Consider the following 26,026-nt stretch of genomic DNA (forward strand, 5'->3'; position numbering starts at 1 on the left):
GCGATCAGCGATAGAACGCTTCAAGCGGCCCGCAGGTTCTCTTTCGGGCGCAAATTCTGGTTCATGCGGAACAGGTTCAGTGGGTCGTATCGCTGCTTGATTTCCAGAAGCCGCCGATGGTTGCCACCGTAGGCCGCTTCGACCCGGTCAACCTCGTCCTCCGGCATGAAGTTCACATAGACGGTGCCGGCCGCATAAGGCTTGGCCGCCTCGTAGATCGCACGAGCCCAGTCGGTGCAGGCCTTGTCCATCGCCGGTTCGCGCCAGCGGGCGTGAACGTTCATGACGAAATGCGAACTGCGCTGTGGAAACGCCGTAGCATCCGCCTTGACGCGGCCTGCCGCGCCGCCGACATGGCCGACAAATATCTCGCATTCGGGTCCCGGCAGCTTGGCTATTGCCCCCGTGACGACCGCAGCCGCCTCCTCGGAAAACTCGGTGAAGTCATGGCTCTTCCAGTAGTTGCGGGCGCCGGGCGCAAGTAGCGGGTCGAATGCTTGCTGCCAGCCGGTGAACGGGCTGGGGCCGACGACATCGGCAATCGGCGTGCCGATGGCTCGAAGCTTATGCGTCGCCTTTTCGCCTGCGGCGATGTCGCCGCAATAGCACATGGCCAGAACCAGCACCTCCTTGCCATGCCATTCGGCCGGCAGGAAGGGCAGCGGCGGCGCCTGCCGCATGACCACCCAGCAGGTCAACTCGTCAGGAGCGGTTTCGAGCGCCTTGCGATACTCCTGCAGCACCTTTTCGGCATCGGCGAAGGGATGGACGACAAGCCCCGAAAGCACCTGCGGTCCAAGCTCATGGAGCTGGAACTCGAATGCCGTGACGACGCCGAAATTGCCGCCGCCGCCGCGCAGCGCCCAGAACAAGTCCGGATTTTCGGTCTGGCTGGCCCGGAGCAGTTTGCCGTCGGCGGTGACCACATCTGCCGAGGCAAGATTGTCGATGGTCAGGCCGAATTTGCGGGTTATCCAGCCGAAGCCGCCGCCCAGTGTCAGGCCGGATATGCCGGTGGTCGAGTTGATGCCGGTCGGCACCACCAGGCCAAAGGCCTGCGTTTCCTTGTCGACATCGGCAAGCGTCGCGCCAGGCCCGACCCATGCCCGCCGCGCAGCGACATCGACCCGCACCGACTTCATCAACGAGAGATCAATCACCAGGCCACCATCGCAGACCGCACTTCCGGCAATGTTGTGGCCGCCGCCGCGCACGGAGACGAGAAGTCTGTTCTCCCTGGCGAAATTCACGGCACTGATGACGTCGGAAGCGCCCACGCAGCACACGATCAGCCCAGGCCGTCGGTCGACCGTGGCATTCCAGACAGTCCGTGCTTCGTCGTAAGCGGCATCGCCTTCGCTCAGCACCGTGCCGCGCAATTGTGCCGAAAATGCTTCCAAGGCAGCGGCGTCGATTGTCGTTTTGCCGCGTTCAAGCGTGGTGAGGCTCATGGTGTTCATGGTTTCCTCCCGATTTGCAGATGAGCCGTCCCCCTCCCCAAAAAACATTTTTACTGTGCGCTTATATTAGATATCGTGCAAGTTTCGCATTGGCGTTGCGGCGCCCAAGTGGGCGTCCGCAGCCGATGTAGTGATTGCATTGGCTTGGGCACCTGCTTCTGCCAGCCGGCGATCTCAGCCGGTTTTCACGCCCAACCTTGCATCCTCGGCCGGCAGGATGCCGATCATGCTGATGCGAATGTGAACGAAGTAGCGCAGCGCTATTCCACTCCTCAGGCCGGTTCGCGCTTCAGCGCTTGCGCCATGCAGTGGATGCCGCCGCCGGTCTTCGAGATCTCGCTCATGTCGACCGCCGCGACCTCGAAACCGCGTGCCTTGAGCTGGCCGATCAGCGCCTGGCTGGAGGTCGGCGCGATCACCCGGTCCTTGCCCAGCGACATGAAGTTGCAGCCGAGCGCCATCGTATCCTGGAACGGCACGTCGATAATCTCGTGGCCCTTGCCCTTCAGCCAGTCGACGATGCCGGGTTCGGTGCAGGCGAGGCAGACGGCCGTCAGTTTCTCGGCGATCGGCACCACCATCAGGTCGATATGGACATAGTACTCGTCGATGAAAGCGATGCGGGTTTCCCAGCCTTCCTTGTCGAACCAGGCCTGCACCTGCCGCGCGCCTTCTTCCTGCGTGCGGGCGCCGCCGCAGCCGATCAATACGACGCCCTCTTCGATGACGTTGAAGTCGCCACCCTCGAACGTGCCCGCTGTGACCATGTCGTAGATTGGGATGCCGAGTTTTTCGTAGGTGCGGATCGCCGCGTAGTTCTCGCCGCGCCGCCACCAGTTGGCCATTGCGGTGATGAAGGCGCCGTAAGGCGTCATAACACTGGAATCGCGGGAATAGACCTGCATCGGCAGTTCCGGCGTCGGCTCGTGCCAGTGGATGTTGACGCCGAAATGCTCATAGGCGGCGACAAGGTCCTTGTGCTGCGCCTGCGCGATCTGGACGTTGCAAGGCGCCTCGCGCAGATGCTTGCGCGACAGCGAGCTGGTCGACAAGTGGCGCAGGAAATTGGGCGAGCCGAGCAGCACGTCGGTCAAGACATCGGTCTCGTTGGCAAAGCCCCAGGCAGTCAGCGGCTTGGTGCCGCCGGCCGGGTTGCGGCGCTGCAGTGAAAACGGCTCGGCGACGATGCGGTCATGAACGGTCATGGGGTTTCTCCTCGTGCTTTGATCATGCGTTTGACTTGGGCTGGTTGCCCGGTATCCACCAGTCTCGTCCGCGCGGGGTGGTGACATACTCCGGCCACCGAAATCCAATCGGCGGTTCGTAGTCGCAGAGCGGCGCGATCCAGTTCGAGCCGCCGATTCCTCCGCCTGTGCGCGCGATGAATTCATTCATCGCCGAATCGCGGGCGGCCTGGTCTTCCAGCAGCCGAAGGGCGGCGAGCGCAATGGTCTTCGATGCGCAGACGACCATCGGGTCGATGGTGGCGGGAATGCCGCCCAGAGCGTTCATCACCCATGACGGATAGGGGTAGCCGGTTTCCGAGCGCAGCGCCGGGCGGGCGACATAGAAGCGCGCCGTCGGCGCATGCCAGCTCATGTCGGTGTAATCGTCGGAGGTCGAATTCACCTGCGAGGGCGGCAGATCGCGGCGCAGGATCGCTTCCGCCGCCTGCGGCTCGATCAGGCGCTCAAGGTCTTCGATGAACGGCTCGTCGCTCGCCATGCGCCCGGCATTGACCTGCATGTCGCGCGCGATTGCCTTGGCGTCCTCGTCCCAGCGCGGCGGCCCGACGGTCGACAGCGATTCATAGGCGATTTCGGCCATGGCGTGATTGGCCAGCCCGGGCCGCGACTTCGACACCCAATGCCGCTCGTGGCGGCAGCCGCTCACGGCGGCAGCAGCCTCGGCATTCCGGTCGAGCACGGCGGTGACCTGTTCGGCCATCGCCAGCGTCGGCACGCGGATCATGTACTGGATTTCGGCCAGCTCGGCCGGCAGGTTGTCGGCGGTCGCCTGGCCGGCGGTGAGGATCGCCTCGCTGATCGACCAGCCGCCCTGGTGCGGCAGCATGGAATCGCGCAGCGCCTTGGACGCCATGTACATCATCATGAGCGCGTCGTTGGCGCCGGGCGCGCGCACCGCCGAATGCGCCTGCGGAATGGGTGCCGCGCCGCCCGCCGCCCGCGCCCAGCGCTCCGGTTGGTCGCAGATGAAGCGATAGATCATCGCGTAAGCCGCGCCGCAATGCGTGTCCCAGCGCGCCGTGTTGCAGAGCGGCAGCATGTAGAACGGATGGAAGGAGATCATGCCGGCAAGGCCGTCATAATAGCCCTTGGCGGCATGGATCGGCTTTGACCCGCGCACCTTTTCCGCCGGCTCGCCGGTGAAGCGCAGCGTGCCTGGAATGCCGTGGCGCTGCATCGCCGCCTTGGTCGCCAGCAGCCCGCCAAGGCCCGAAATGCCCAGCCCGGAATGCGGGTCGGTATGACCCCCGGCATGTTCGGAGAGGCCTGGGCGCGGACGCTTGACGGTGGCGGCATCCTGGCAATTGCCCGGCACCGCGTCGTATTCGGCGTACATGCCGATGGTCGGGCCGGGACCGTTGGTCCAATGGGCACAGAAGGCGGTGGGCATGCCGCCGGAACCCTCTTCGACGGAAAAGCCTTCGCGCCTCAGCCGCTCCACGTACCAGGCGGCAGATTGATACTCGCGCCATGCGGTCTCGCCGAAGTCGAAAATGGTCCGCGTCCACGCCGACAGCAACGGCTGGATGTCGTCGAGACAGGCAAGGGCGGTCGTTTGCGCCGAGGTGGCCACGGGTTCCTCCATGAGCCGAGAAGAAAGCAGTGAAGCGGTTCGCTAGAAAGTGATATGTTTTCCCGGCTCATGCAAATTCGGTTCACCTGAGGCCTCTTGCGCATACCATCCACCCAAGCGCTGCGTGCGCTCGACAGCTTCGCTCGTCATGGCAGCGTCTGGCGCGCCGCCGACGAGTTGCATCTGACCCGCAGCGCGGTGAGCCATCAGCTTCGCCTGCTTGAACGCGACCTTGGCTTCGATCTGCTCGAACGCATCGGCAAGGGCGTGGCGCTGACCCCGCGTGGCCAGCGCTATGCCAGCGACGTGCGCAAAGCGTTGACCGTGCTGGGCGATGCGGTGACGCGCCATGCCGGCACAGGCGTCGGCGGCTCGTTCAGCATCAGCTGCACGCCGGGCTTCGCCTCGCTGTTCCTGTGCACCCATATCGGCGAGTTCAGGCAGATGTACCCCGATGTCGCGCTGCGCATCCTGACGCCGCGTCGGCTGGATGACGTCAGCAATGCCGACGCCGACGCCTTCATCGCCTTTGGCGTTGGCAATTGGCCGAACCGGGCCGCCGAACTGTTGTGCGAGATTTCCTTTACGCCGCTCTGCAGTCCGATGCTCCTCAACAAAGTCGGCGGATTCTCCAAGCCCGCCGATGTGCTGCGCGCCACTCTCCTGCATCTCGGCGACACCGAGGATTGGGCGCGCTGGCTGGCGCTATCCAAGGTCGAGAACCCCGACCCGGAAGGCGGTATCTTCTTTTCCGACATGAATCTCGTCTTCTCGGCCGCGATCGCCGGCCAGGGAATGGCCATGGGCGACGAACTGACCAGCGGCAAGGCCCTGGCCGAAGGCAGGCTCGTGCGTCCCTTCGACATCGCGATCAAATCGCCGCGCTCCTACTTCCTCGTCTCCGAACACGCCAAGGCGACGCATCCGGTGCTTGACGCGTTTGCCGGATGGCTGCGATCGAAACTCGCGGAGAGCATTGCCAAGGTCATGGCCGACCACGGGCGCCACCGATTGGACAGATGAATGGAATTTGCCGATCCGGCGAAAACTATTTGGTTGCGGTGAGGCCGCACGCTGCCCTACGATTTCTTTTGGAATTGAGGAAACAGACAGGATGCAGCAACCCGGCCGGGCCGCAGAGATCAAGGCAATCGGAATCGGCAAGAGCTTCGGCTCGTTCCGTGCGCTGGACAATCTGACGCTCGATATTGGCCGTGGCGAGTTCCTGACCCTGCTCGGGCCGTCTGGTTCGGGCAAGACCACCTTCCTGATGATCCTGGCCGGCTTCGTGCAACCGACCGAGGGCCGGCTGTTCAGCGACGGCGTCGACATCACCGACCGACCGGCCGAACAGCGCACGGCCGGCATGGTGTTCCAGGGCTATGCACTGTTCCCGCATATGAGCGTGGAAGCCAACATCGCCTTCCCACTCAAGGTGCGCAAGAAATCGGCGGCCGACATCAAGCGCCGAGTCGGCGAGATGATCGAGCGCGTGGGCCTCAAGGGCCACGAGAAGAAGCTACCGGCGCAACTTTCAGGCGGTCAGCAGCAGCGCGTCGCGCTCGCCCGCGCGCTGGTGTTCGAGCCGGGCGTGCTGTTGCTCGACGAGCCGTTTTCCGCGCTCGACAAGGGCCTGCGCGGCCAGATGCAGGCCGAGATGAAGCGGCTGCACCAGGAGACCGGCACCACCTTCGTCTTCGTCACCCACGACCAGAGCGAGGCGCTGGCGCTGTCGTCGCGCGTCGCCATCTTCAATCATGGCAAACTGCTGCAGGTCGGAGCGCCCGACGAGGTCTACGACAGGCCGGACAACCGTTTCGTCGCCGAGTTCCTCGGCGAGATCAACATGCTGCCGCTGAAGGGGGTGCGCCCGGCCGACAATGGCTCGACCGGCCTCTGCGAAGACCGCGCGGTCTCCATGCGCTGCAAGGCTGAGACGGTGCGCGGCGATGCAATCCTGGCGATCCGGCCCGAATATATGTCGATATCAGGCGAGGCGACAGCCGGCGAGAACGGCATCGCCGCGACCGCGACCAACTCCACCTATCTTGGCGCGGCAACGCGGCTTGACCTGACGACGCGGCAAGGCGCGAAGGTCACGGTCTCGGTGCCCAACGAGATAGCTGCCGCCGCCTTGAGCAAGGGCAACTCCGTCTGGCTCACCTGGCCGGCGGAAAAGGGTTTCCTCCTTCCGCATGGAGGACAATGACGAACGGTGTGGCGAGATATCGGCGCCACCGCTTTCCGGTACTATCAACGACAAAAAAGGGGAACTGACATGACAAATGACACCAAGAAACAAGCCATCGAGAGCCTGTCCGCAAGGGCAGGGCGCGGCGAGATCTCGCGCCGGCAATTCGCGCAGCTGGCGGCAATCGTGCTGGCCGGCACGCCGATGCTGTTGCGCTCGACCGGAGCCTTTGCCGCTGCGAAGGAACTGGTGCTGGTCAACTGGGGCGGCGACGCCATCACGGCCTATGATGCCGCCTATGGCCAAGCCTTCACCAAGGACACCGGCATCACCGTCAAGATGGACGGCTCCGGCCCGACCGAAGGCGCGATCGCCGCGCAGTTCAAGAGCGGCGCGCCGACCTGGGACCTCGTCGACGTCGATCCGTTCTCCGCCATCACGCTCGGCGCGCAAGGCATGCTCGAGCCGATCGACTACAACATCGTCGACAAGAAGAAGATGCGGCCCGGCTTCGGCTGGGACTTTGCCGCTTCGACCTATTTCTTCTCCTATGTCATCGCCTATGATTCCGAGAAATATGGCAAGGACGCGCCGACCGGCATGGCCGATTTCTTCGACGTGAAGAAATTCCCCGGCAAGCGCTCGCTCTACAAATGGGGCGTGTCGAGCTGGGAGGCAGCGCTTCTGGCCGACGGCATCGCGCCCGCCTCGCTCTATCCGCTCGACCTGAAGCGCGCGCACGACAAGATCGCCGCCTTCAAGGAGAACGTCGTTGCCTATTGGGGCGGCGGTGCCGAAAGCCAGAGCGTGCTGCTCAATGGCGAGGCCTCGATGGCGATCGTCTGGTCGACCCGCGCCTCGCTGATCGAGCAGGATTCCGGCGGCAAGATCAAGTTCATCTGGGACCAGGGGCTGATCTCGCCCGGCGCGCTCGCCGTGCTCAAGGGCAATCCCGGCGGCAAGGACGCGGCCATGAAGTTCATCGCCAGCGCCCAGGACCCGCAAAAGCAGCTGGTCATGTTCGACAAGCTCGGCCAGGGCCCAGCAAACCCGGCCGCCGACGCGCTGATCCCCGCCGACAAGAAGCGCATCAACCCGGTCGACCCCGAGAACATGAAGAAGCAGATCGCGCTCGATATGGACTGGTACGCCAAGAACTACGGGCCAGCGCTCGACGAATACACCAAGATCATCTCCGCCTGACCGAGGCAGGGATTATCGGGTCGACATGAGAGCATATCTCTCCGACAGGATGGGGGCGGCGCTGTTGATGGCGCCGCTGCTCCTGTTTCTTGTCCTGGCGTATGCCTGGCCGTTCCTCGGTGTCGTCAAATGGAGCTTTACGCTGCCGACGCCGGGGCTCGGCCAGTACGAGGCGCTGCTCACCGACGATCTGGTGCAGTCGGTGTTCATCCGCACGCTGCGCATCGCGGCGGTCGTCACCGTGGTCTCGGTGGCCGCTGCCTATGCCATCACCGTCGTCTGGGTGCGCGGAACCCCGGCTCAGCGCCTGGTTGCCGAGTTCTGCATTCTCGTTCCCTTCTGGATCTCGGTGCTGACCCGCGCCTTCGGCTGGGTGGCGCTGCTGTCCAATCGCGGCCTGATCAACACCTGGCTGCAGGCGATCGGCTTCATTTCCGAACCGCTGGCGCTGGTGCGCAACGAATTCGGCGTCATCGTCGGCATGACGCATTTCCTCATTCCTTTCGCCGTCTTTCCGCTGGCGTCCGCCATGCGCAGCCTCGACGACCGCGTGCTGTTGGCAGCGCGCGGACTCGGCTCCAGCCGCATGCGCACCTTCTGGTCGGTCTTCGTGCCCATGACCCGCTCCGGCATCATCGGCGCGGCCCTCATCGTCTTCGTGTTTTCGCTCGGCTTCTTCGTGACGCCGGCGATCCTCGGCGGCGGCCGCAGCGTCATGGTCGCCGAGCTGATCTATCTGAGGATATTCCAGAGCCCGGACTGGGGGCTGGGCGCGGCGATCAGCGTCGTGCTGGTGCTGTTCGTCGGCGCGCTGATGGCGCTCTTGTTCCGTTATGTCAGACCGAAGCAATTGATCTGATGCCGACCTATCGCCCCGGTCCCGTCTCCCTGATCATCGCAGCCTTCGTGGCGCTGTTCCTGCTGATGCCCTTGCTCGCCGTCATCCCGGTGTCGCTGACGCCGAGCCGCATGCTGGCCATGCCATCCGGCGAACTGTCGCTGCGCCACTACCGGGCGCTGATCGAGGATCCGCGCTGGATCGACTCGATCCTGCTCAGCATCCGCATCGGCATCGTCAGCAGCGCCTTTTCCACGGTGCTGGCACTGTGCTTCAGCCTCGGCGTGTGGATGTTCCAGCCGCGTTTCACCGCGGCACTCGTCGGCTTCGTGCTGCTGCCCATGGTCGTACCGCCGGTGGTCTCGGCCATCACGCTCTACTTCCTGCTCACCTCGATCTCCGGCTTCAGCTCGCTCTTCGGCTACGACACCTGGCTTGGCGTTGCCATGGCGCACTCGGTGATGACGGTGCCTTTCGCCACCGTGCTGATGCTGGTGTCGCTCAGCCAGCTCGACCGGCGCATCGATCTCGCCGCGCGCGGCCTTGGCGCCTCGGTATGGGAGCGCGCCACCCGCATCATCATGCCCAACATCAAGTTCGGAATCGTCACCGCGGCACTTTTGTCCTTCGTGCTGTCCTGGGAAGAGATCGGCGTCACGCTGTTCATCACCTCGGTCAACGCCATCACGCTGCCCAGGTTGATGTGGATGGGCCTGCGCGACAACATCGATCCGGCGATCGCCGCGCTTTCCGTGATTCTGATCATCATCACGGTGCTGGTGCTTGCGCTGCGCAGTTTCGTGGTTAGGTTGCGCGGCGTCCGCTGATTGGCAAGCCGGGCAGAAGCCGGATACCCTCGAGGGGCAATCCCGGCACATGATCGGCAAGCCGCTACGATGAAGGAAAACGATGACCGCGTCCGGCGACTTGCAGCAGGCCTTGTTCCAGAGATTGAGGAGCGATGCATCGCTGTCGGCGCTGCTGGGCGGCGCCGGGCTGCTCGAACACGCGGCCGACAATGCCGCCTTTCCACACGTAACCTGCGGCCAGACCAGCGCCTTCGACTGGGATACCGGGGTCCAGAACGATGCCGATCAACTGGTCACGCTGCACGTCTGGTCGAAGACCCATGGCGAGGCCGAAACGCGTGCCATCATGGACAGCATCAAGGCGCGCCTCGCCGACGCGGTGCTGATCATCGGCCCGCGTGGACAGACACGCCTCGTGCTGGAATTCGCCGAGGCCCGCTATGACGAGGACCTGCTCGTGCATCATGGTTTGCTGCGTTTTCGCGCCATAACGCAGGATAGTGACTGATGCGCTTTCAATATGGTCCAAACGGGGTCTAGACTGACACTTCCGGGATTTCGTCGGGTGGGCGGCGAAATCCGATCGGTCGTCTCGCGTTTCAGGGGGTAGCGGGCATGGTCTTGGTGGCGTTCACTGTTCATTTCACGTTCAGCACCGATGCGTTACAACGCCAGCCATGAAAACGCTTCGCTCCCACTTCCGAACCGCGACACTGGCGCTCTGTGCTGCCGGGCTGTTTGCGTTGCAGGCGATGGCGACACCGGTCATCACGCCTGACCAGGGCGGCCCGATCGTTTTGGCGGCTTCCGATTGCTACGCCATCGGCCAGCAGGTGGCCGCGCAGAATGGCGGAACGCTGGCCAAGGCCTCGCAATCGACACGCGGCGGCCAGCCGGTCTGCGTCATCGTCGTGCTCGTCCCGGGCAAGGACGGGCAGCGTCCGCGCCGCTCCGAAATCGTCGTGCCGCAAAACTGACCAATCTTTCATCTTACAGGCCTTCGTTTCCCAGGCCGCCGGAATCGGCCTATATCTGCCCCCAGCTCATCAACAGGTATCGATTTTCGCATGCGCGTACTCGTCGTCGAGGATGACAAGGATCTCAACCGGCAGATATCGGACGCGCTGGTCGATGCCGGCTATGTCGTCGACCGCGCCTTCGATGGCGAGGAGGGGCATTTCCTCGGCGACACCGAGCCCTACGATGCCGTCGTGCTCGACATCGGCCTGCCGCAGATGGATGGCATCAGCGTGGTCGAGCGGTGGCGTCGCGGCGGCCGCAAGATGCCGGTGCTGATCCTGACGGCGCGCGATCGCTGGAGCGACAAGGTCTCCGGCATCGACGCCGGCGCCGACGACTATGTCACCAAGCCGTTCCACATCGAGGAGGTGCTGGCGAGGCTCAGGGCCCTGATCCGGCGCGCCGCCGGCCATGCCTCGTCCGAACTGACCTGCGGGCCGCTACGCCTCGACACCAAGGCGTCGAAGGCCGATGTCGACGGCGTGCCGCTGAAACTGACCTCGCACGAGTTTCGCCTGCTTGCCTATCTGATGCATCATATGGGCGAGGTGGTCTCGCGGACCGAACTGGTCGAACATCTCTACGACCAGGATTTCGACCGCGATTCCAACACCATCGAGGTCTTTGTCGGGCGGCTGCGCAAGAAGATGGGGATCGACATGATCGAAACCGTGCGCGGCATGGGCTACCGCATGCGTGAGCCGGAGGCGTAACTCGGAACCGCTCAAACAAACCGCAAGGACGCCGCTTTCGCTGCGTTTGTGGCCGCGTTCGCTGACGTTCCGTGTGATCGCCTTTTCCACGGTGTGGGCGATCGTGACCCTTGTCATCATCTTCACTCTGATCACCACGCTCTATCGCCAGGCCAGCGAGCGCGGCTTCGACAGCCTGCTTTCGGCGCATCTGTTCAACCTGATCGGCTCCATCGGCATTTCCGACAGCGGTGCGCTCACCGGCGCTCCGGATCTCGGTGACCTGCGGTTCTCGGAGCCGAATTCGGGCTGGTACTGGTCGGTGGAACCTGCTTCGGAAGGCGTGCACGGAGATCTTCACTCATCGTCGATGACCAAGACGATCCCATCGCCCGATGTCGCCGATGTGCCCTTCAATTCCAGTTTCCAGCGCAGCTATGCGACCGAAGGCATCAACGGCGAGCAGCTCGAAGTGTTCGAGAGCGAATTCGTTCTCGACTCCAAGAACCGCGCCGCGCGCTTCCGCGTCATGGGCAACCAGAGCGAACTCGAACAGGAAATCTCGACCTTCCAGCGCCGCCTGCTGACGTATCTCAGCCTGTTCGGTGTCGGCATGATCGCCATCAACGCGATCGCCATTCTGCTCGGCCTGCAGCCGCTGCGCCGGGTCAGGAACGCACTTGCCATGGTGCGCGAGGGCACTGCGCACAGGCTCGACGGCCAGTTTCCGGCCGAGATCGAACCGCTTGCCAACGAAACCAATGCGTTGATCGAAAACAACAGGCGTATCGTCGAGCGGTCGCGCACCCAGGTCGGCAATCTCGCCCATTCGCTGAAGACGCCGCTGGCGGTGCTGCTCAACGAGGGCCGGGCGCTTGGCGGCGCCAAGGGGCAGTTGATTGCCGAGCAGGCCGCTTCCATGCAGAAGCAGGTCGATCACTACCTGCAGCGCGCCCGTGTCGCGGCGCAACGCGACAGCGTCGTCTACCGCACGCCGGTGGCGCCCCTGGTGCAGCGCATGGTGCGGGTTTTGCAGAAACTCAACCCGCAGACCAACCTGTCGCTGGCGCTGCCGGCCACCGAGATCGTCTTCGCCGGCGAGCGCGAAGACCTTGAGGAATTGCTGGGCAATCTGCTCGAAAACGCGATGAAATGGGCCAGGAGCGCGGTGTTGGTATCGGTCGTGCCTTTGACCGGCAAGGACGAGGCGGCCAGCCTGTTTGAGATCAGCATCGAGGATGACGGCCCGGGCATTCCCGAGGACAAGGCGCGCGAGGCGATGAAGCGTGGACGGCGCCTGGATGAGACAAAGCCCGGAACAGGTCTGGGGCTGGCCATTGTCGCCGACCTCGTCAACGAGTATGGAGGCGTTCTGGCGCTCGAACGGTCCGGCATGGGCGGATTGAAGGCGGTGGTGCGATTGCGGAGCCTTCAATGATGCCTTCCCGGATCAATCCGAGTTCGACGGACAGTATTTACTATGGCGGCATGTCGATTGATCCCAGCGGCCAAATTTCCGACAAATATCAATACTATGGCCACGCCGACTTCTTCGATGACGCGGCCCCCGGCTCATCCATGACAGGCTCCAACTCAAGAAAACCGGTTGTTGGCATGAAGATTCGCGTCGCGCTTGTTTCCGCATTGCTGGCCGTTTCCGGCTGCACCACCCTGAGCGGCAAGGGCCCCTCGGTTGCGCCGACGCCGGCCTCGACGCCTCCGTCCAGCGGCAAGGTCACCACGACGATCATTTCTGCGATGGACGGCGGCCTGGTCGGCGGCTCGATCGGCAACGGCCTGAGCGAGACCGAGAAGCGCAGCGCGCTCGAGGCGGAATACAAGGCGCTCGAATATACGACCAGTGGCCAGAAGGTGACATGGAAGGGCGACCAGGCTTCGCACTACGGCGAGGTGGTTCCCGGGCAGCCCTACCGGGTCGGTTCGCAGGACTGCCGCCAGTACACGCAGACGGTGTTTGCCGGCGGAGCCGGCGTCACGGCGCGCGGCACTGCTTGTCGCAACGCCGACGGCAGCTGGACGCCGCTGACCTGACGATCAACCGGGTCCGGCTGATGTCCGGCCGGTTGATGTCGATCAAGGACATGCGGCGCGCCTGCCGTCAAAGCGTCGCAGGATGCATCTGTTGGCAGGGCATGGCTCTGCCTTTATTGGAAGAACCATGCTGTTCTGGGTCATAGCCGCAATTCTCACGCTGGGTGCGAGCCTGGCGGTGCTGCTGCCGCTGGCCGCCAGCTCGAACGGCGCGTCGTCGACGGGCGATCACGATCTGGAAGTCTATCGCGATCAGTTGTCCGAACTCGACCGCGACGCCGCGCGTGGCTTGATCCAGCCGGCGGAAGCGGCTGAAGCGCGCGCCGAGATCGCGCGCCGCATCCTCCGCCTCGACAATGCGGCTGCGACCGGCAAGGCATCCGTCAGGCAGGCCTCGGTCGCGGCGAGGCTGGTGGCGACCGCGGCCGTTCTGGCGGTCCCGCTGGTCAGCTGGGGGCTCTACAGCCAGCTCGGCTCTCCCGATCTGCCGTCTCAACCACTCAGTGAACGATTGGCCAAGAATCCGGCCGACAGTTCGGTGGACGAGTTGGTGGCGCGGGCCGAGGCCCATCTTGCCGCCAATCCATCCGATGGCAGGGGGTGGGACGTGCTCGCCCCCGTCTATCTGCGCATGCAGCGCTTTTCCGATGCGGCTGCAGCCTATCGCAATGCCATTCGCCTGGATGGCGACAGCGCGGTCCGCCGGGCCGGTCTTGGCGAGGCGATCGCCAATGCGGCGGGCGGCATTGTCTCGGCCGATGCCCAGGATGCCTTTGAGGCTGCACTGAAGCTCGATCCGGCCAATGCGAAAGCCAGCTTCTACCTGGCCATGGCGCTGGCGCAGGAGGGCCGCGTCAAGGAGGCGGTCGCGTCCTGGCAGGCGATGCTGGGCAGGCTGCCGCCGGATTCGCCATGGCGCGGCGCGGTTGAGCAGGCGCTGGCCAAATCCGGCAGCCCCGAAGTCGCCTCCGGCGGCGCCACCAACGGTCCCGATGCCGGCGATGTCGACGCCGCTTCCTCCATGTCTCCCGCCGACAGGGAAGCCATGATCAACACCATGGTCGCTGGTCTCGACGACAAACTGCGGCAGAATCCGCGTGACCCGGAAGGATGGATGCGGCTCGTTCGTTCGTATGTCGTGCTCGGCAAGGCCGACCAGGCGCGTGACGCGCTGGGTCGCGCTATTGCCGTCTTCGGAGCCGACAGTGACGAAGCCAAGAAATTCACCGCCTTTGCCGCCTCGCTTGGCCTGACGGCGACGGAGTAGGACTGACATGACGCGCAAGCAGAAACGATTGTCGGTGATCGCGGGCGGGCTGGCCTTCCTGGGCGCCGCCACCGGGCTGACCTTCTATGCGCTTGGCCAGAAGGCGTCCTATTTCTACATGCCGGCCGACCTCACCACCGCCAGTGTCCAGCCCGGCCAGCGCATCAGGCTGGGCGGACTGGTCGAAAAAGGCACGATCCAGCGCGGGCAGGGGGCGACGGTCGCCTTTTCGGTCACCGACACGCACAAATCGGTCAAAGTCACCTACACCGGCATCCTGCCCGACCTTTTCCGCGAAGAGCAGGGCGTCATCACCGAGGGCAGTTTCGGCCCTGACGGCACCTTCGTTGCCGACAGCGTGCTGGCCAAGCATGATGAGCGCTACATGCCCAAGGAGGTGGCCGACGGCCTGAAGGCCAAGGGCGTCTGGCAGGAGAGCAAGAGTGAGTAAGCAGGTTCCGCAAAGGGATCCCATGGTTTTGCGGCAAGAACCTGCGGCAAAACAAAAGTCTGGGCGCAACCATGGTTGAAACCGGACATTTCGCGCTGGTCCTGGCGTTTGCGCTTTCGCTGGTGCAGACGATCGTGCCGTTGTTTGGCGCACGCCTGAACAACCAGCGCCTGATGGCTGTCGGCGGTCCGGTCGCGGTGACAGGCTTTGCTTTGACGGCGCTGTCCTTCGTAGCGCTCGCGAGCGCCTATGCGAGTTCCGATTTCTCGGTGGCGAGCGTGTGGGAAAACTCGCATTCGCTGCAGCCGCTGATCTACAAGATCACCGGAACCTGGGGCAATCACGAAGGCTCGATGCTGCTCTGGGTGCTGATCCTGACCTTCTTCGGCGCGCTTGTCGCCGCTTTCGGATCAAACCTGCCGGCGACGCTGCGCGCCAATGTGCTTGCCGTACAAGGGGCCATCGGTGCCGCCTTCTTCCTGTTCATCCTGGCGACGTCCAATCCGTTCATCCGGCTCAATCCGGCGCCGATCGAAGGCCGCGATCTCAACCCCATCCTGCAGGACCTCGGCCTCGCCATTCACCCGCCGTTTCTCTATCTCGGCTATGTCGGCTTCTCGATCTGCTTTTCCTTCTCGGTCGCCGCCCTCATCGAAGGGCGCATCGACGCGTCCTGGGCGCGCTGGGTGCGGCCGTGGACGCTGGTCGCCTGGATGTTCCTGACCGGCGGCATCGCCATGGGCTCGTACTGGGCCTATTACGAGCTCGGCTGGGGTGGCTTCTGGTTCTGGGACCCGGTCGAGAACGCCTCCTTCATGCCGTGGTTGGCCGGCACCGCGCTGCTGCATTCGGCCATCGTCATGGAAAAGCGCTCGGCACTGAAGATCTGGACGCTGCTGCTCGCCATCCTGACCTTTTCGCTGTCGCTGCTCGGCACCTTCCTGGTCCGCTCGGGCGTGCTGACCTCCGTCCACGCCTTCGCCACCGATCCGACACGCGGCGTCTTCATCCTGTGCATCCTGACGCTGTTCATCGGCGGTTCGCTGGCGCTGTTCGCGCTGCGTGCCTCCCGGCTGACGGCCGGCGGCCTGTTTCACCCGATTTCGCGCGAAGGTGCGCTCGTCCTCAACAATCTGTTCCTGACCACCGCGACCGCGACCGTGCTCGTCGGCACGCTCTATCCGCTCGCCGTTGAGGCTTTCTCGGCCGACAAGATCTCGGTCGGCGCGCCCTTCTTCAACCTGACCTTCGGCCCGCTGATGGTGCCGCTGCTGGTGATGGTTCCGTTCGGGCCGCTGCTGGCCTGGAAGCGCGGCGATGTCTTCGCCGTCGCCCAGCGCCTGATGGTGGCCTTTGCCGCCGCCCTTCTTGCGACGCTGGTCACCGCTCTGTTCATCGACGGCGCCTCTGTGTTCGCCGCACTTGGCGTCGGCCTCGCCGTCTGGCTGATCCTTGGCGCACTCACTGATCTCGCGGTCAAGTCAGGCTTCGGCAACGTTGCTGCCGGGAACGTGGTCACACGCATGCTCGGCTTGCCACGCTCGGTCTTCGGCACTGCCTTTGCGCATCTTGGCCTTGGCCTTACCACGCTCGGCATCGTCGGCACGCTTTGCTTCGGCACGGAAAAAATCCTGTCGATGCATGCCGGCGAGACCGTCGAACTGTCCGGTCACACGCTGCGCTTCGTCGGGCTTTATCCTGCCCAGGGTCCGAACTACAGCGAGGATCGCGGCCGCTTCGAGCTGATCGGCGTCAGCGGCAGCGCGATTGGCGAAATCAGCTCCGCCAAGCGTTTCTATCCGGTACGGCAGATGACGACGACGGAGTCCGGCATCAGGACGATGGGCCTCTCGCAGCTCTACATCTCGCTCGGCGACGAGGGCAAGGACGGCTCCGTCGTGGTGCGCCTGTGGTGGAAGCCGCTGGTGACGCTGATCTGGGGCGGCGGCCTGGTGATGATGGCAGGCGCGGCCATGTCGCTGATGGACAGGCGCCTGCGTGTCGGCGCACCGTCGCGCCGGCGCAAGCAGGCCAGTGCCGTGCCGTCCGCGGGCCTGCCATGAGCGCTCGGCTTTCGCTGACCTCGATCGTGCTGCTGCTGGCGCTGCTTTTCGCCGGTGCGGCGCAGGCGGTGAAGCCAGACGAGATGCTGGCCGATCCGGCGCTCGAGGCGAGGGCGCGGGCGCTGTCCGAAGGCCTGCGCTGCATGGTCTGCCAGAACCAGTCGATCGATGAATCCGACGCCGATCTGGCCCGCGACCTGCGCATCCTTGTGCGCCAGCGCCTCGTTGCCGGCGATACCGATCAACAGGTGATGGACTATGTCGTGTCGCGCTACGGCGAGTTCGTCCTGCTGAAGCCGCGCTTCGAGCTGCGCAATGCCTTGCTGTGGGGTACGCCGGTCATCCTGCTGCTCATTGGCGGCATTTTCATTGTGATGACCGCGCGGTCGCGTCGCACGCTGGCAACAAAATCCCTGTCCGCCGAAGAGCAGGCATCGTTGGACGCCATTTTGCGCCGCGACTGACGGTCGCGATCGTTCCCAAACATTACCAAAATTTCATGCGTCGGAAATAGCGCTGTAATGTGCGCCTCTCTAATTCTCTTTCCCGAGGATGCCGATCAAGGGCGTCCATTTGAAAGAGGATACGAGACCCCATGAGTATTGCCCCCAATTCATATTCCGTCACCCGCAAGCGTCTGATGGCCGCCGTCGCATCCATCGCTGTTGCCGGCGCGATCGGCATCGGTGCGCTGACGACTGGAACAGGGCCCGTTCTGGCCGATGCCGTGCGTGTCGAGGCGCCGCAGGTGCCGGGCTTCGCCGACGTCGTCGAGCGCGTTTCTCCGGCTGTGGTCAGCGTCAAGGTCAAGGCCAAGATCAGCCCGGCGGCCGATGACGGCTCCGATCAGTCCGACGATCCGGACGGCATGAACAACCTGCCCAACAATCCGCAGTTGCGCCGCTTCTTCAAGGAATTCCGTGGTTTTGGCGATCAGAACGGCGAGGGTGGCGGTAATCGCCGCTTCAGCCACCGCGACCACAACAACGACCAGCCGCGACCGGTTGCACAGGGTTCCGGCTTCTTCATCTCCGATGATGGCTATCTGGTCACCAACAACCACGTCGTCGAGGAAGGCTCGGCCTTCACCGTGGTGATGAATGACGGCAAGGAACTCGACGCCAAGCTGATCGGCACCGACCCACGCACCGATCTCGCCGTGCTCAAGGTCGACGGCGTCGGCAAGTTCACCTATGTCGACTTCGCGGACGACTCCAAGGTTCGCGTCGGTGACTGGGTGGTGGCCGTCGGCAATCCGTTCGGCCTCGGCGGCACGGTTACCGCCGGCATCGTCTCGGCCCGTGGCCGCGACATCGGCGCTGGCCCCTATGACGACTTCATCCAGATCGATGCTTCGGTCAATCGCGGCAATTCGGGCGGCCCGACCTTCAACCTCAACGGTCAGGTCGTCGGCATCAACACCGCGATCTTCTCGCCGTCAGGTGGCAGCGTCGGCATCGCCTTCGACATTCCGGCTTCGACCGCCAAGCAGGTCGTTCAGGACCTGATGAAGAGCGGTTCCGTGCAGCGTGGCTGGCTCGGCGTCGAAATCCAGCCGGTCACCTCCGACATCGCCGAATCGCTGGGCCTGAAGTCGCAGAATGGCGCCTTGGTTTCCAGTGCCCAGGACGAGGGTCCCGGCAAGAAGGCCGGCATCATTGCTGGTGACGTGATCACCCAGGTCGACGGCAAGGACGTTGCTTCGCCGAAAGAACTGGCCCGGCTGATCGGCGCCTACTCGCCCGGCAAGTCGGTCGACGTCACCGTGTGGCGTGATGGCAAGAGCCAGACCGTCAAGGTCGATCTCGGCAAACTGCCTTCGAGCGACAAGCAGGCATCGGCCGACCAGCAGCAGCCCGCCGCTCCGGCCAAGCCCGACTCGCTGGCCGATCTCGGCCTGACCGTCACCAAGTCCGAAAACGGCAAGGGGCTTGTGGTGACCGATGTCGATCCCGACAGTGATGCCGCCGACCGCGGCATCCAGCCGGGCGACATCATCACATCGGTCAATTCGACCGAAGTGAATGCCACCGACGACGTCACCAAGGCGATGACCGAGGCAGTCAAGTCCGGCCGCAAGGCCGTGCTGATGCAGATCACCCGCGACGACAACAATCGTTTCGTCGCGCTGCCCGTCGCCAAGGGCTGAGGCACGACGCCGGAGCGTTCTTGTCTTCTCCCTGCGGATGAGGGCGCTCCGGCGGCAGGTTCGACTTTTCCAGTGCGGCGGTTTCAACACCCCCGAGCCGCCGTACGGGAAAGCATGGTGGAGCGCGCGTTAGTCAGTCATCGCGCTCTCCCCGGCGGCAGCGGGCTTCCCATCGCCCGCTGCCGCACCCTCAAGGCATGTCGTCAAAAAGAGTTTCAGCGGTCTTGGCGCAACGAGGTCGGGACAAGGATTTTTTTCGCGCGCGGCTTCGGATGATCTTGATCGCGATGCGCTTTGGCAAAGGCCACAATGCAGATGTCTGCCACTCAACCTTCCAGCGAAATCGCGTATAACGGTCCTATGAAGATTCTCGTCATAGAAGACGATCGCGAGGCTGCGGATTACTTGCAGAAAGCCTTCGCCGAGGCCGGTCACACGGCCCATGTTGCCGGAGACGGCGAAACCGGCTTTGCGCTCGCCGACGCCGGCGACTACGACGTGATGGTCATCGACCGGATGATGCCGCGCCGCGACGGCCTGTCGGTCATTGCCGGCCTGAGGTCCAGGGGCAACACGACGCCGGTGCTGATCCTGTCGGCGCTCGGCGAGGTCGACGACCGGGTCACCGGCCTGCGCGCCGGCGGCGACGATTATCTGACCAAGCCCTATGCCTTCTCGGAGCTTCTGGCCCGCGTCGAGGTGCTGAACCGCCGCGCCAGCGCCAAGGAAGCCGAAACCGTCTACCGCGTCGGCGATCTGGAACTCGACAGGCTGTCGCACTCGGTCCGCCGCGCGGCGCGCGAGATCACGCTGCAGCCGCGCGAATTCCGCCTGCTGGAATATCTGATGCGCCATGCCGGCCAGGTGGTGACGCGCACCATGCTGCTCGAAAATGTCTGGGACTATCATTTCGATCCGCAGACCAATGTCATCGACGTCCATGTTTCGCGGCTGCGTGGCAAGATCGAGAAGGGCTTCGACAAGTCCATACTGCATACGGTTCGCGGCGCCGGTTACATGCTGAAGAGCGGCTAGCAGCAGCATGGCCCTATCCGTGCCAGCCATCATGAAGACGACGGCAGCGCGGCTTTCGGCGCTCTATCTCCTGCTCTTCGCGCTCTGCGCCGTGCTGCTCGTCTTCTACATGACCTCGCTGTCGGCGCGCATGCTGACCGCGCAGACGCAGGAGACCATCAACGACGAAGTGCTCGGCCTCGCTCGCGCCTATCAGCGTGGCGGCCTGCCGATCCTGGTGCGCGTCGTCGAGCAGCGCTCGCGCCAGCCCGGCGCCAACCTCTATCTGATCGCCGACGCCAACGGCCAGATCCTGACCGGCAACGTGCAGAGCCTGGAGCCGGGCGTGCTCGAAACGGAAGGCTGGACCAACAGCCCGTTCTCCTATCAGCGCTTTGGTGAGGGAGAGCTCGAGCGGCAGCGCAATCTGCCGGCGGACCAGAGCACCACTCAATCCGATCCGAACGAAGCGCAGGCGCAGGGCGAGAAGGGCCACAACGCCATCGCGCTGGTGCTTCGGCTGCCCAACCAGATGATCATGCTGGTCGGCCGCGACCTCGGCGAGCCGGAGCGGTTCCGCGCCGTCATCCGCCGCGCCCTGATGCTGGCGCTTGGCATGATGGGGCTGGGCGGACTGCTGATCTGGTTCTTTGTCGGCCGCGCCGCGCTGAAGCGGATCGACAGCGTGTCGGAAGCCAGCCGCCGCATCATGGGCGGCGATCTTTCCGGCCGGTTGCCGGTCACCGGCGCCGGTGACGAGTTCGACCGGCTCTCCGAAAACCTCAATTCCATGCTGGCCAGGATCTCCACGCTCAACGAAGGCCTGAAACAGGTTTCCGACAACATCGCGCATGATTTGAAGACGCCGCTGACCCGGCTGCGCAACCGGGCCGAGGCGACGCTTGCGGGCAAGCACAAGACCACCGATTACCGTCAGGCGCTGGAAGGCACCATTGCCGAATCCGACCAGCTGATAAAAACCTTCAACGCCATCCTGATGATCTCCCGGCTGGAGGCTGGCTACTCCTCAGAGAACACCAACCGCGTCGATCTTGCGGAAGCCGTGCGCGATGTCGTCGAGCTCTACGAACCGGTGGCGGAGGAGGCAGGCGTCTCGCTGGAGACAGACGTGCGGGAAACGGTCTTCGTCAACGGCAACCGCGAATTGATCGGCCAGGCACTGTCGAACATCGTCGACAACGCCATCAAATATTCGACCGACTCCAACGCCCAACCGGCCGTGCGCGTGGCTGTTGAGCGGATCGGTACCGAAGTTCGACTGTCGGTTGCCGACAATGGCCAGGGCATTCCGGACGATGGCGACCGTGCCCGTGCGACCGAGCGGTTCGTGCGGCTGGAGAAAAGCCGTTCGCAGCCGGGTTCCGGTCTTGGCCTGAGCCTCGCCAAGGCGGTCATGACGTTCCACAATGGCCGGCTTGATCTCTTGCCTGGCGATCCCGGATTATCCGTGGTCATGAGTTTCCCTTCGCGGGAGGATCACTGATGAGCACGGCTGCCGAGCAGGTGGAGACGGATTGGCTGCTGAAGCCGGTCGCCAGGCTTGCTCCGCTCGATGAAAGTGGGGCTCGGCAAGAGCTCGCCGAGATCTCCTCGGCGGCGCGGGAAGAGGAGCTGGCGCGGTTGGCCAATTTCCTGGCCGGCCAGGGGCCAGACCAGGATTTCCTGGCAGCCGTCTTCGATCTGTCGCCGTTCCTGCGCGATACGGCGCGTCGTCGGCCGCAGATTTTGGACGGCCTGTTCGAACAGACGGTCGAGGCGCGGCTGAAAGCGATCGGCGCCGCCATCGGCCAGGCGCATTTGGTCGAGGCGGTCTCGGAATCCGGCCTGATGATGGAACTGCGCCATTGGAAGGCCGAGGCGCATTTCCTGATCGCGTTGGCCGATCTTGCCGGCGAAGCCGAAACGGCGCTGACGGTGCGGCGGCTAAGCGATCTGGCTGACGCTTGCACCCGCGCTGCCGTCGACTTCCTGCTGCGCGACGCGCATGGCCAGGGCAAGCTCAAGCTGCCGGATCTCGACGGTCCGTCGAGGCAATCGGGCTGGATCCTGCTCGGCATGGGCAAGCTTGGCGCGCACGAGCTGAATTTTTCCTCCGACATCGATCTCGTCGTCTTCTTCGATCCGGAAGCGCCCGCCGTCGTTGATCCACTTGATGCCACCGAGCTGTTTTCGCGCCTGACGCGTCGCCTGGTGCGCATCCTGCAGGACCGCACCGAGCACGGTTATGTCTTCCGCACTGATCTTAGGTTGCGCCCCGACCCTGGTTCGACACCGCTGGCGATCCCGGTCGAGGCAGCGCTGCGCTATTATGAGGCGCGCGGCCAGAACTGGGAGCGCGCCGCGATGATCAAGGCGCGTCCAGTCGCCGGCGACCTCGCCGCCGGCGCTGCCTTCCTCAAGGAGTTGCAGCCCTACATCTGGCGCAAATACATGGACTACGCGGCGATTGCCGATGTCCATTCGATCAAGCGCCAGATCCACGCCCACAAGGGCCATGGCGAGATCGCCGTGAAGGGCCACAACGTCAAGCTCGGGCGCGGCGGCATCCGCGAGATCGAGTTCTTCGTCCAGACCCAGCAGCTCATCGCCGGCGGACGTTTCCCGGAACTGCGCGGGCGAGAGACCGTGCCGATGCTCGGCCAGCTTGCGGCGCGCAGCTGGATCACTTCAGACGCGCGCGATGCGCTGGCCCGACAGTACTGGTTCCTGCGGCGTGTCGAACATGCCGTGCAGATGGTTGCCGACGAGCAGACGCACACGCTGCCGGAAGACGATGAAGGGCTGGAGCGCATCGCCCGCATGCTCGGTTTTGCCGACGCCGCCGCCTTTTCCCAGGCCTTCCGCGCCTCGCTGCAACAGGTCGAACGCCACTACGCAGCCCTGTTCGAAACCGCGCCGGAGCTTTCGACAGGCATCGGCAATCTGGTCTTCACCGGCGATGTCGATGATCCCGACACGCTGCGGACCTTGCACGGCCTCGGTTTTCAGCGGCCGAGCGACATCTGCCGGGTCATCCGCGGCTGGCATTTCGGCCGCTATCGCGTCACCCAGTCGGCGGAAGCGCGCGAGCGGCTGACGGAACTGACGCCGGCGCTGCTGCGGTCCTTCGGCCAGACGCGCCGGGCCGACGAAGCCTTGATACGCTTCGACGAGTTTCTCGCCGGCCTGCCTGCCGGTATCCAGCTGTTTTCGTTGCTGCAGTCCAATCCGGCCCTGTTGAAGCTCATGGCGACGATCATGGGTGCCGCACCCCGGCTGGCGGCGATCATCACGCGCCGGCCGCATGTCTTCGATGGTTTGCTCGACCCGGCCTTGCTGACCGAATTGCCGGACCGTGCCTATCTGTCGGCGCGGCTTTCCGCCTTTGTCGAGGGCGACCGGCTTTATGAGGACGTGCTCGACCGGCTGCGCATTTTTGCCTCCGAGCAAAGGTTCCTGATCGGTGTCCGGCTGCTGGCCGGCTCGATCGATCCGGCTCGAGCTGGCCGCGCCTTTTCCGATCTGGCGGATCTCACCATCGAGGCGGCATTGCAGGCGGTGACCGCCGAATTCGCGGCACGCCACGGCACGATTGCCGGCGGCGTGGTTTCGCTGCTCGGCATGGGTAAGCTCGGCAGCCGCGAGCTGACCGCCGGATCGGACGTCGACCTCATCCTGCTCTACGACCACGCGCCGGATGCCGAGGAATCCGATGGCGACAAGCCGCTGGCGCCTTCGCATTACTACACTCGCATGACGCAGCGGCTGATCGCCGCCGTGTCCGCGCCAACCGCGGAAGGCGTGCTCTACGAACTCGACCTGCGCCTGCGGCCATCCGGCAACAAGGGGCCCGTGGCCACCCATGTCGATGCCTTCAAGAAGTACCAGCGCCAGGAGGCCTGGACGTGGGAGCACATGGCGCTGTCGCGGGCGCGTGCCATTGCCGGCGATGCCGACCTGTGCAGCGAGGTTGAGGCGGACGTGGCGGCAGTGCTTGGCCAGCCGCGCGACGCGGCAAAAGTGATGGCCGAGGCCTCCGATATGCGCGCCATGATCGAAAGGGAAAAGCCGCCGCGCGACCTATGGGACATCAAGCTGATCCCGGGCGGCCTGATCGATCTCGAATTCATCGCCCAGGTGGCCGTGCTCACCGGGCAGGTCGAAGCCGGGCCGCGTGCTCCGGCCTTGCCAATTGCACGTGCCCCGGCCGTTAGACGTGCCACCGGCACGGCCGAAATCCTGTCCCGCCTGGCGCCGGGCTTTGCCGATGCCGGGGTCAGGCAGGAACTTGGCGAAGCCTACGCGCTCTATCTGGCGCTGACCCAGATGACGCGGCTGTGCCTCACCGGAGCCTTCGAGCGCGACGATGTCCCGCCGGGGCTTTCGGATCTGCTTCTGGCGGTGACTGACCTGCCGGATTTCGGTGTGCTGGAAGCGCACCTCAAGGAGACGTCGCAAAAGGTCAGGAAGGACTTTGACCTTTTGCTTCGTACGGGATGATCGCGACGAGCGGTTATCTCTGACCGCATCGGGGGTGACGATGCAACAGGAGAAGACCATGAGAACGACAACCAAACTTGCCCTTGCCTTCGTCGCCCTGGCCGGCGCCGTCGGCACCACGGCCTATGCCGAAAACAATGCCAGCGAAAAGATGCGCGAGGGCACGATGATGCGCCTCAGCAAGGCGATGAGCGATACCAACGGCACCATCAGCTTCGACCAGTTTTCCGACGCCATGAACGCACGGCTGAAGAAACTCGTCGCCGACAATGGCGGCAAGCTGACCGTCGCCGAGCTCGCCGACGCGCTGGAGAAGGCGCGTTTTGAGCAGATGGCCAAACGCATCATCGCCCGCTACGACACCAGGGGCGATGGCACGTTGACATCAGACGACATCACCAGTCGCCAGAAGAAGGTCTTCGCCATGCTCGACAGGAACAATGACGGCAAGATCGAGAAGAGCGAACTGCCGAAAGGCGACCGCTTTGGCCGTCATCGTGACTGGGATGGCGACGGCAATGGCGGTGATGACGTACAGTAACACGATCAGGTGAGCTCCGGCGGCGGCGCGGCTCGCCGGAGAGCTTTCTCGATCTTCAACTTTCGTGCAGCTACTCTGTCCGCCGTATCTGCTGGAGCACGCGGCTCGCGTGTGCCTTCAAAATCCTGTCGCGCAGATAGGCATAGAAGCGCGGCGGCAGCATGCCATAGTCGAAGCGGGATGGCTTGATGCCTGCAATGGGTCTGAGATAGGGGCCCGGCCAAAGGAAATCGTTGGTTTCAGTCACGACGATCCATGACGGCGTGCCATCGAGGCCGAGATAGGCCTTGAGTGGCGCGGGTATCTCTATTGCATCGGCAGGATCGGACGGCGCCGAGTGCGTGATCGGGACCACCGTTACGACCTCACGGCCTTCTATTATCCGGCGAGCTGCGACAATCGCGCAGGGTCGGCTTTTACGGCCTTCTTCCGCACCCTTTTCGTGTTCTCTCACCCAGAGGTACGAATAGGAAATCACCAAGCCGGGGATAGGCTTGGGCAGGCTCACGGCGTCCAGTCTTTGAGCATTGCGTCGAGCCCGGCATATTCGTTCGGAACGGTGCTCTCGGCGATGGCGTTAAGCGTCTCGTCGTCGAGTTCTTCCACGGGACGGGCGACCCGCCCTTTGACCAGAACCTCGAACATCGCCGCCGACAGGAGCACCGTGTGAGTCCGGCCATTCTTGGTGATTGCGACCGGCGCATGCTGGGCAGCGTCCTGAAAGCGCCCGACATTCTGTTGGAATTCCGTTGACGTCACCCGCATGACAAATTCTCCTTTCTCTTATCTAAAATAGATAAAATAGATAACTTGTCAAGCATCTCACCTCGCATCTGCACGGGAGATGAGGATTAAGGTGGGGCGAGATATCCTAGGCCGCGACCTTGATCGCCGGCGCGGCCTTCTTCACCGGAATGCGCACCGACACGATCGTGCGTTCTCGACGGGGCGAGGAT

Annotated in this window: 24 protein-coding genes; 19 read left to right on the plus strand and 5 right to left on the minus strand. The window is 64.0% G+C overall.

Features of this window, described 5'->3' with window-relative positions; genetic code table 11:
- Window positions 1-20: 20 nt before the first annotated feature.
- The 3 genes from CGZ66_RS27565 to CGZ66_RS27575 form a co-directional block, all read right to left on the minus strand.
- Window positions 21-1,460, minus strand: a complete 1,440-nt coding sequence (locus tag CGZ66_RS27565) for an FAD-binding oxidoreductase (protein WP_095089909.1) — start codon at window positions 1,458-1,460, stop codon at window positions 21-23.
- Window positions 1,461-1,732: 272 nt separating this feature from the next.
- Entirely contained in the window at window positions 1,733-2,665 is a 933-nt protein-coding gene (locus tag CGZ66_RS27570) for a dimethylarginine dimethylaminohydrolase family protein (protein WP_095089911.1), read from the minus strand.
- A gap of 22 nt (window positions 2,666-2,687) precedes the next feature.
- Entirely contained in the window at window positions 2,688-4,292 is a 1,605-nt protein-coding gene (locus tag CGZ66_RS27575) for an amidohydrolase (protein WP_167392269.1), read from the minus strand.
- A gap of 84 nt (window positions 4,293-4,376) precedes the next feature.
- Here CGZ66_RS27575 and CGZ66_RS27580 point away from each other — a divergent pair, with 84 nt between their 5' ends.
- From CGZ66_RS27580 to CGZ66_RS27670, 19 genes are all read left to right on the plus strand, one after another.
- Entirely contained in the window at window positions 4,377-5,303 is a 927-nt protein-coding gene (locus tag CGZ66_RS27580) for a LysR substrate-binding domain-containing protein (RefSeq protein WP_095089913.1), read from the plus strand.
- A 91-nt stretch (window positions 5,304-5,394) separates the two neighbouring features.
- Window positions 5,395-6,489, plus strand: a complete 1,095-nt coding sequence (locus tag CGZ66_RS27585; RefSeq protein WP_095089915.1) for an ABC transporter ATP-binding protein — start codon at window positions 5,395-5,397, stop codon at window positions 6,487-6,489.
- Window positions 6,490-6,558: 69 nt separating this feature from the next.
- Window positions 6,559-7,674, plus strand: a complete 1,116-nt coding sequence (locus tag CGZ66_RS27590) for an ABC transporter substrate-binding protein (RefSeq protein WP_095089917.1) — start codon at window positions 6,559-6,561, stop codon at window positions 7,672-7,674.
- Between the two features lie 25 nt (window positions 7,675-7,699).
- The gene (locus CGZ66_RS27595) at window positions 7,700-8,533 is read left to right on the plus strand and encodes an ABC transporter permease (RefSeq protein ID WP_095089919.1); all 834 of its coding nucleotides are present in this window, start codon (window positions 7,700-7,702) and stop codon (window positions 8,531-8,533) included.
- The gene (locus CGZ66_RS27600) at window positions 8,533-9,339 is read left to right on the plus strand and encodes an ABC transporter permease (protein WP_095089921.1); all 807 of its coding nucleotides are present in this window, start codon (window positions 8,533-8,535) and stop codon (window positions 9,337-9,339) included. The genes CGZ66_RS27595 and CGZ66_RS27600 overlap by 1 nt, the downstream gene beginning before the upstream one ends.
- A gap of 82 nt (window positions 9,340-9,421) precedes the next feature.
- Window positions 9,422-9,829: a DUF3168 domain-containing protein gene (locus CGZ66_RS27605; protein WP_095089923.1), complete on the plus strand. Its 408-nt coding sequence runs from the start codon at window positions 9,422-9,424 to the stop codon at window positions 9,827-9,829.
- Between the two features lie 169 nt (window positions 9,830-9,998).
- Window positions 9,999-10,298, plus strand: a complete 300-nt coding sequence (locus CGZ66_RS27610) for a hypothetical protein (protein ID WP_095089925.1) — start codon at window positions 9,999-10,001, stop codon at window positions 10,296-10,298.
- 90 nt (window positions 10,299-10,388) lie between these two features.
- Window positions 10,389-11,054 (plus strand): response regulator transcription factor, encoded by a 666-nt coding sequence (locus CGZ66_RS27615; RefSeq protein WP_023812809.1) that lies wholly within the window; start codon window positions 10,389-10,391, stop codon window positions 11,052-11,054.
- The gene (locus tag CGZ66_RS27620; RefSeq protein WP_095089927.1) at window positions 11,038-12,471 is read left to right on the plus strand and encodes an ATP-binding protein; all 1,434 of its coding nucleotides are present in this window, start codon (window positions 11,038-11,040) and stop codon (window positions 12,469-12,471) included. The genes CGZ66_RS27615 and CGZ66_RS27620 overlap by 17 nt, the downstream gene beginning before the upstream one ends.
- Complete coding sequence (locus tag CGZ66_RS27625; protein WP_245331242.1) at window positions 12,468-13,085, plus strand: hypothetical protein; 618 nt, start codon at window positions 12,468-12,470, stop codon at window positions 13,083-13,085. Before CGZ66_RS27620 ends, CGZ66_RS27625 begins: the two co-directional genes overlap by 4 nt.
- Window positions 13,086-13,212: 127 nt before the next feature.
- Window positions 13,213-14,352, plus strand: coding sequence for a c-type cytochrome biogenesis protein CcmI (gene ccmI / locus CGZ66_RS27630; protein ID WP_095089929.1), 1,140 nt, complete (start codon window positions 13,213-13,215; stop codon window positions 14,350-14,352).
- A 7-nt stretch (window positions 14,353-14,359) separates the two neighbouring features.
- Window positions 14,360-14,803 (plus strand): cytochrome c maturation protein CcmE, encoded by a 444-nt coding sequence (ccmE, locus tag CGZ66_RS27635; RefSeq protein ID WP_095089931.1) that lies wholly within the window; start codon window positions 14,360-14,362, stop codon window positions 14,801-14,803.
- Window positions 14,804-14,874: 71 nt separating this feature from the next.
- On the plus strand, window positions 14,875-16,866 hold the full coding sequence (locus CGZ66_RS27640) for a heme lyase CcmF/NrfE family subunit (RefSeq protein WP_095089933.1): 1,992 nt from the start codon (window positions 14,875-14,877) through the stop codon (window positions 16,864-16,866).
- Window positions 16,863-17,330: a cytochrome c-type biogenesis protein gene (locus CGZ66_RS27645; protein ID WP_095089935.1), complete on the plus strand. Its 468-nt coding sequence runs from the start codon at window positions 16,863-16,865 to the stop codon at window positions 17,328-17,330. Before CGZ66_RS27640 ends, CGZ66_RS27645 begins: the two co-directional genes overlap by 4 nt.
- Before the next feature lie 131 nt (window positions 17,331-17,461).
- Entirely contained in the window at window positions 17,462-19,015 is a 1,554-nt protein-coding gene (locus CGZ66_RS27650; RefSeq protein WP_095089936.1) for a Do family serine endopeptidase, read from the plus strand.
- 360 nt (window positions 19,016-19,375) lie between these two features.
- Complete coding sequence (locus CGZ66_RS27655) at window positions 19,376-20,050, plus strand: response regulator transcription factor (RefSeq protein ID WP_167392270.1); 675 nt, start codon at window positions 19,376-19,378, stop codon at window positions 20,048-20,050.
- Window positions 20,051-20,057: 7 nt separating this feature from the next.
- Window positions 20,058-21,533, plus strand: a complete 1,476-nt coding sequence (locus CGZ66_RS27660; RefSeq protein ID WP_095089940.1) for a sensor histidine kinase — start codon at window positions 20,058-20,060, stop codon at window positions 21,531-21,533.
- Window positions 21,533-24,529 (plus strand): bifunctional [glutamine synthetase] adenylyltransferase/[glutamine synthetase]-adenylyl-L-tyrosine phosphorylase, encoded by a 2,997-nt coding sequence (locus CGZ66_RS27665; RefSeq protein WP_095089942.1) that lies wholly within the window; start codon window positions 21,533-21,535, stop codon window positions 24,527-24,529. The genes CGZ66_RS27660 and CGZ66_RS27665 overlap by 1 nt, the downstream gene beginning before the upstream one ends.
- Window positions 24,530-24,587: 58 nt before the next feature.
- Window positions 24,588-25,070: an EF-hand domain-containing protein gene (locus tag CGZ66_RS27670; protein WP_095089978.1), complete on the plus strand. Its 483-nt coding sequence runs from the start codon at window positions 24,588-24,590 to the stop codon at window positions 25,068-25,070.
- A 70-nt stretch (window positions 25,071-25,140) separates the two neighbouring features.
- Here CGZ66_RS27670 and CGZ66_RS27675 read toward each other — a convergent pair whose 3' ends face one another.
- Together CGZ66_RS27675 and CGZ66_RS27680 are read right to left on the minus strand one after the other, a co-directional pair.
- Entirely contained in the window at window positions 25,141-25,425 is a 285-nt protein-coding gene (locus CGZ66_RS27675) for a hypothetical protein (RefSeq protein WP_342586880.1), read from the minus strand.
- Between the two features lie 149 nt (window positions 25,426-25,574).
- On the minus strand, window positions 25,575-25,835 hold the full coding sequence (locus CGZ66_RS27680) for a type II toxin-antitoxin system prevent-host-death family antitoxin (RefSeq protein WP_095089946.1): 261 nt from the start codon (window positions 25,833-25,835) through the stop codon (window positions 25,575-25,577).
- Between the last annotated feature and the right edge of the window lie 191 nt (window positions 25,836-26,026).

Source organism: Mesorhizobium sophorae (genome assembly GCF_002270415.1).
GTDB classification, from domain to species: Bacteria; Pseudomonadota; Alphaproteobacteria; order Rhizobiales; family Rhizobiaceae; genus Mesorhizobium; species Mesorhizobium sophorae.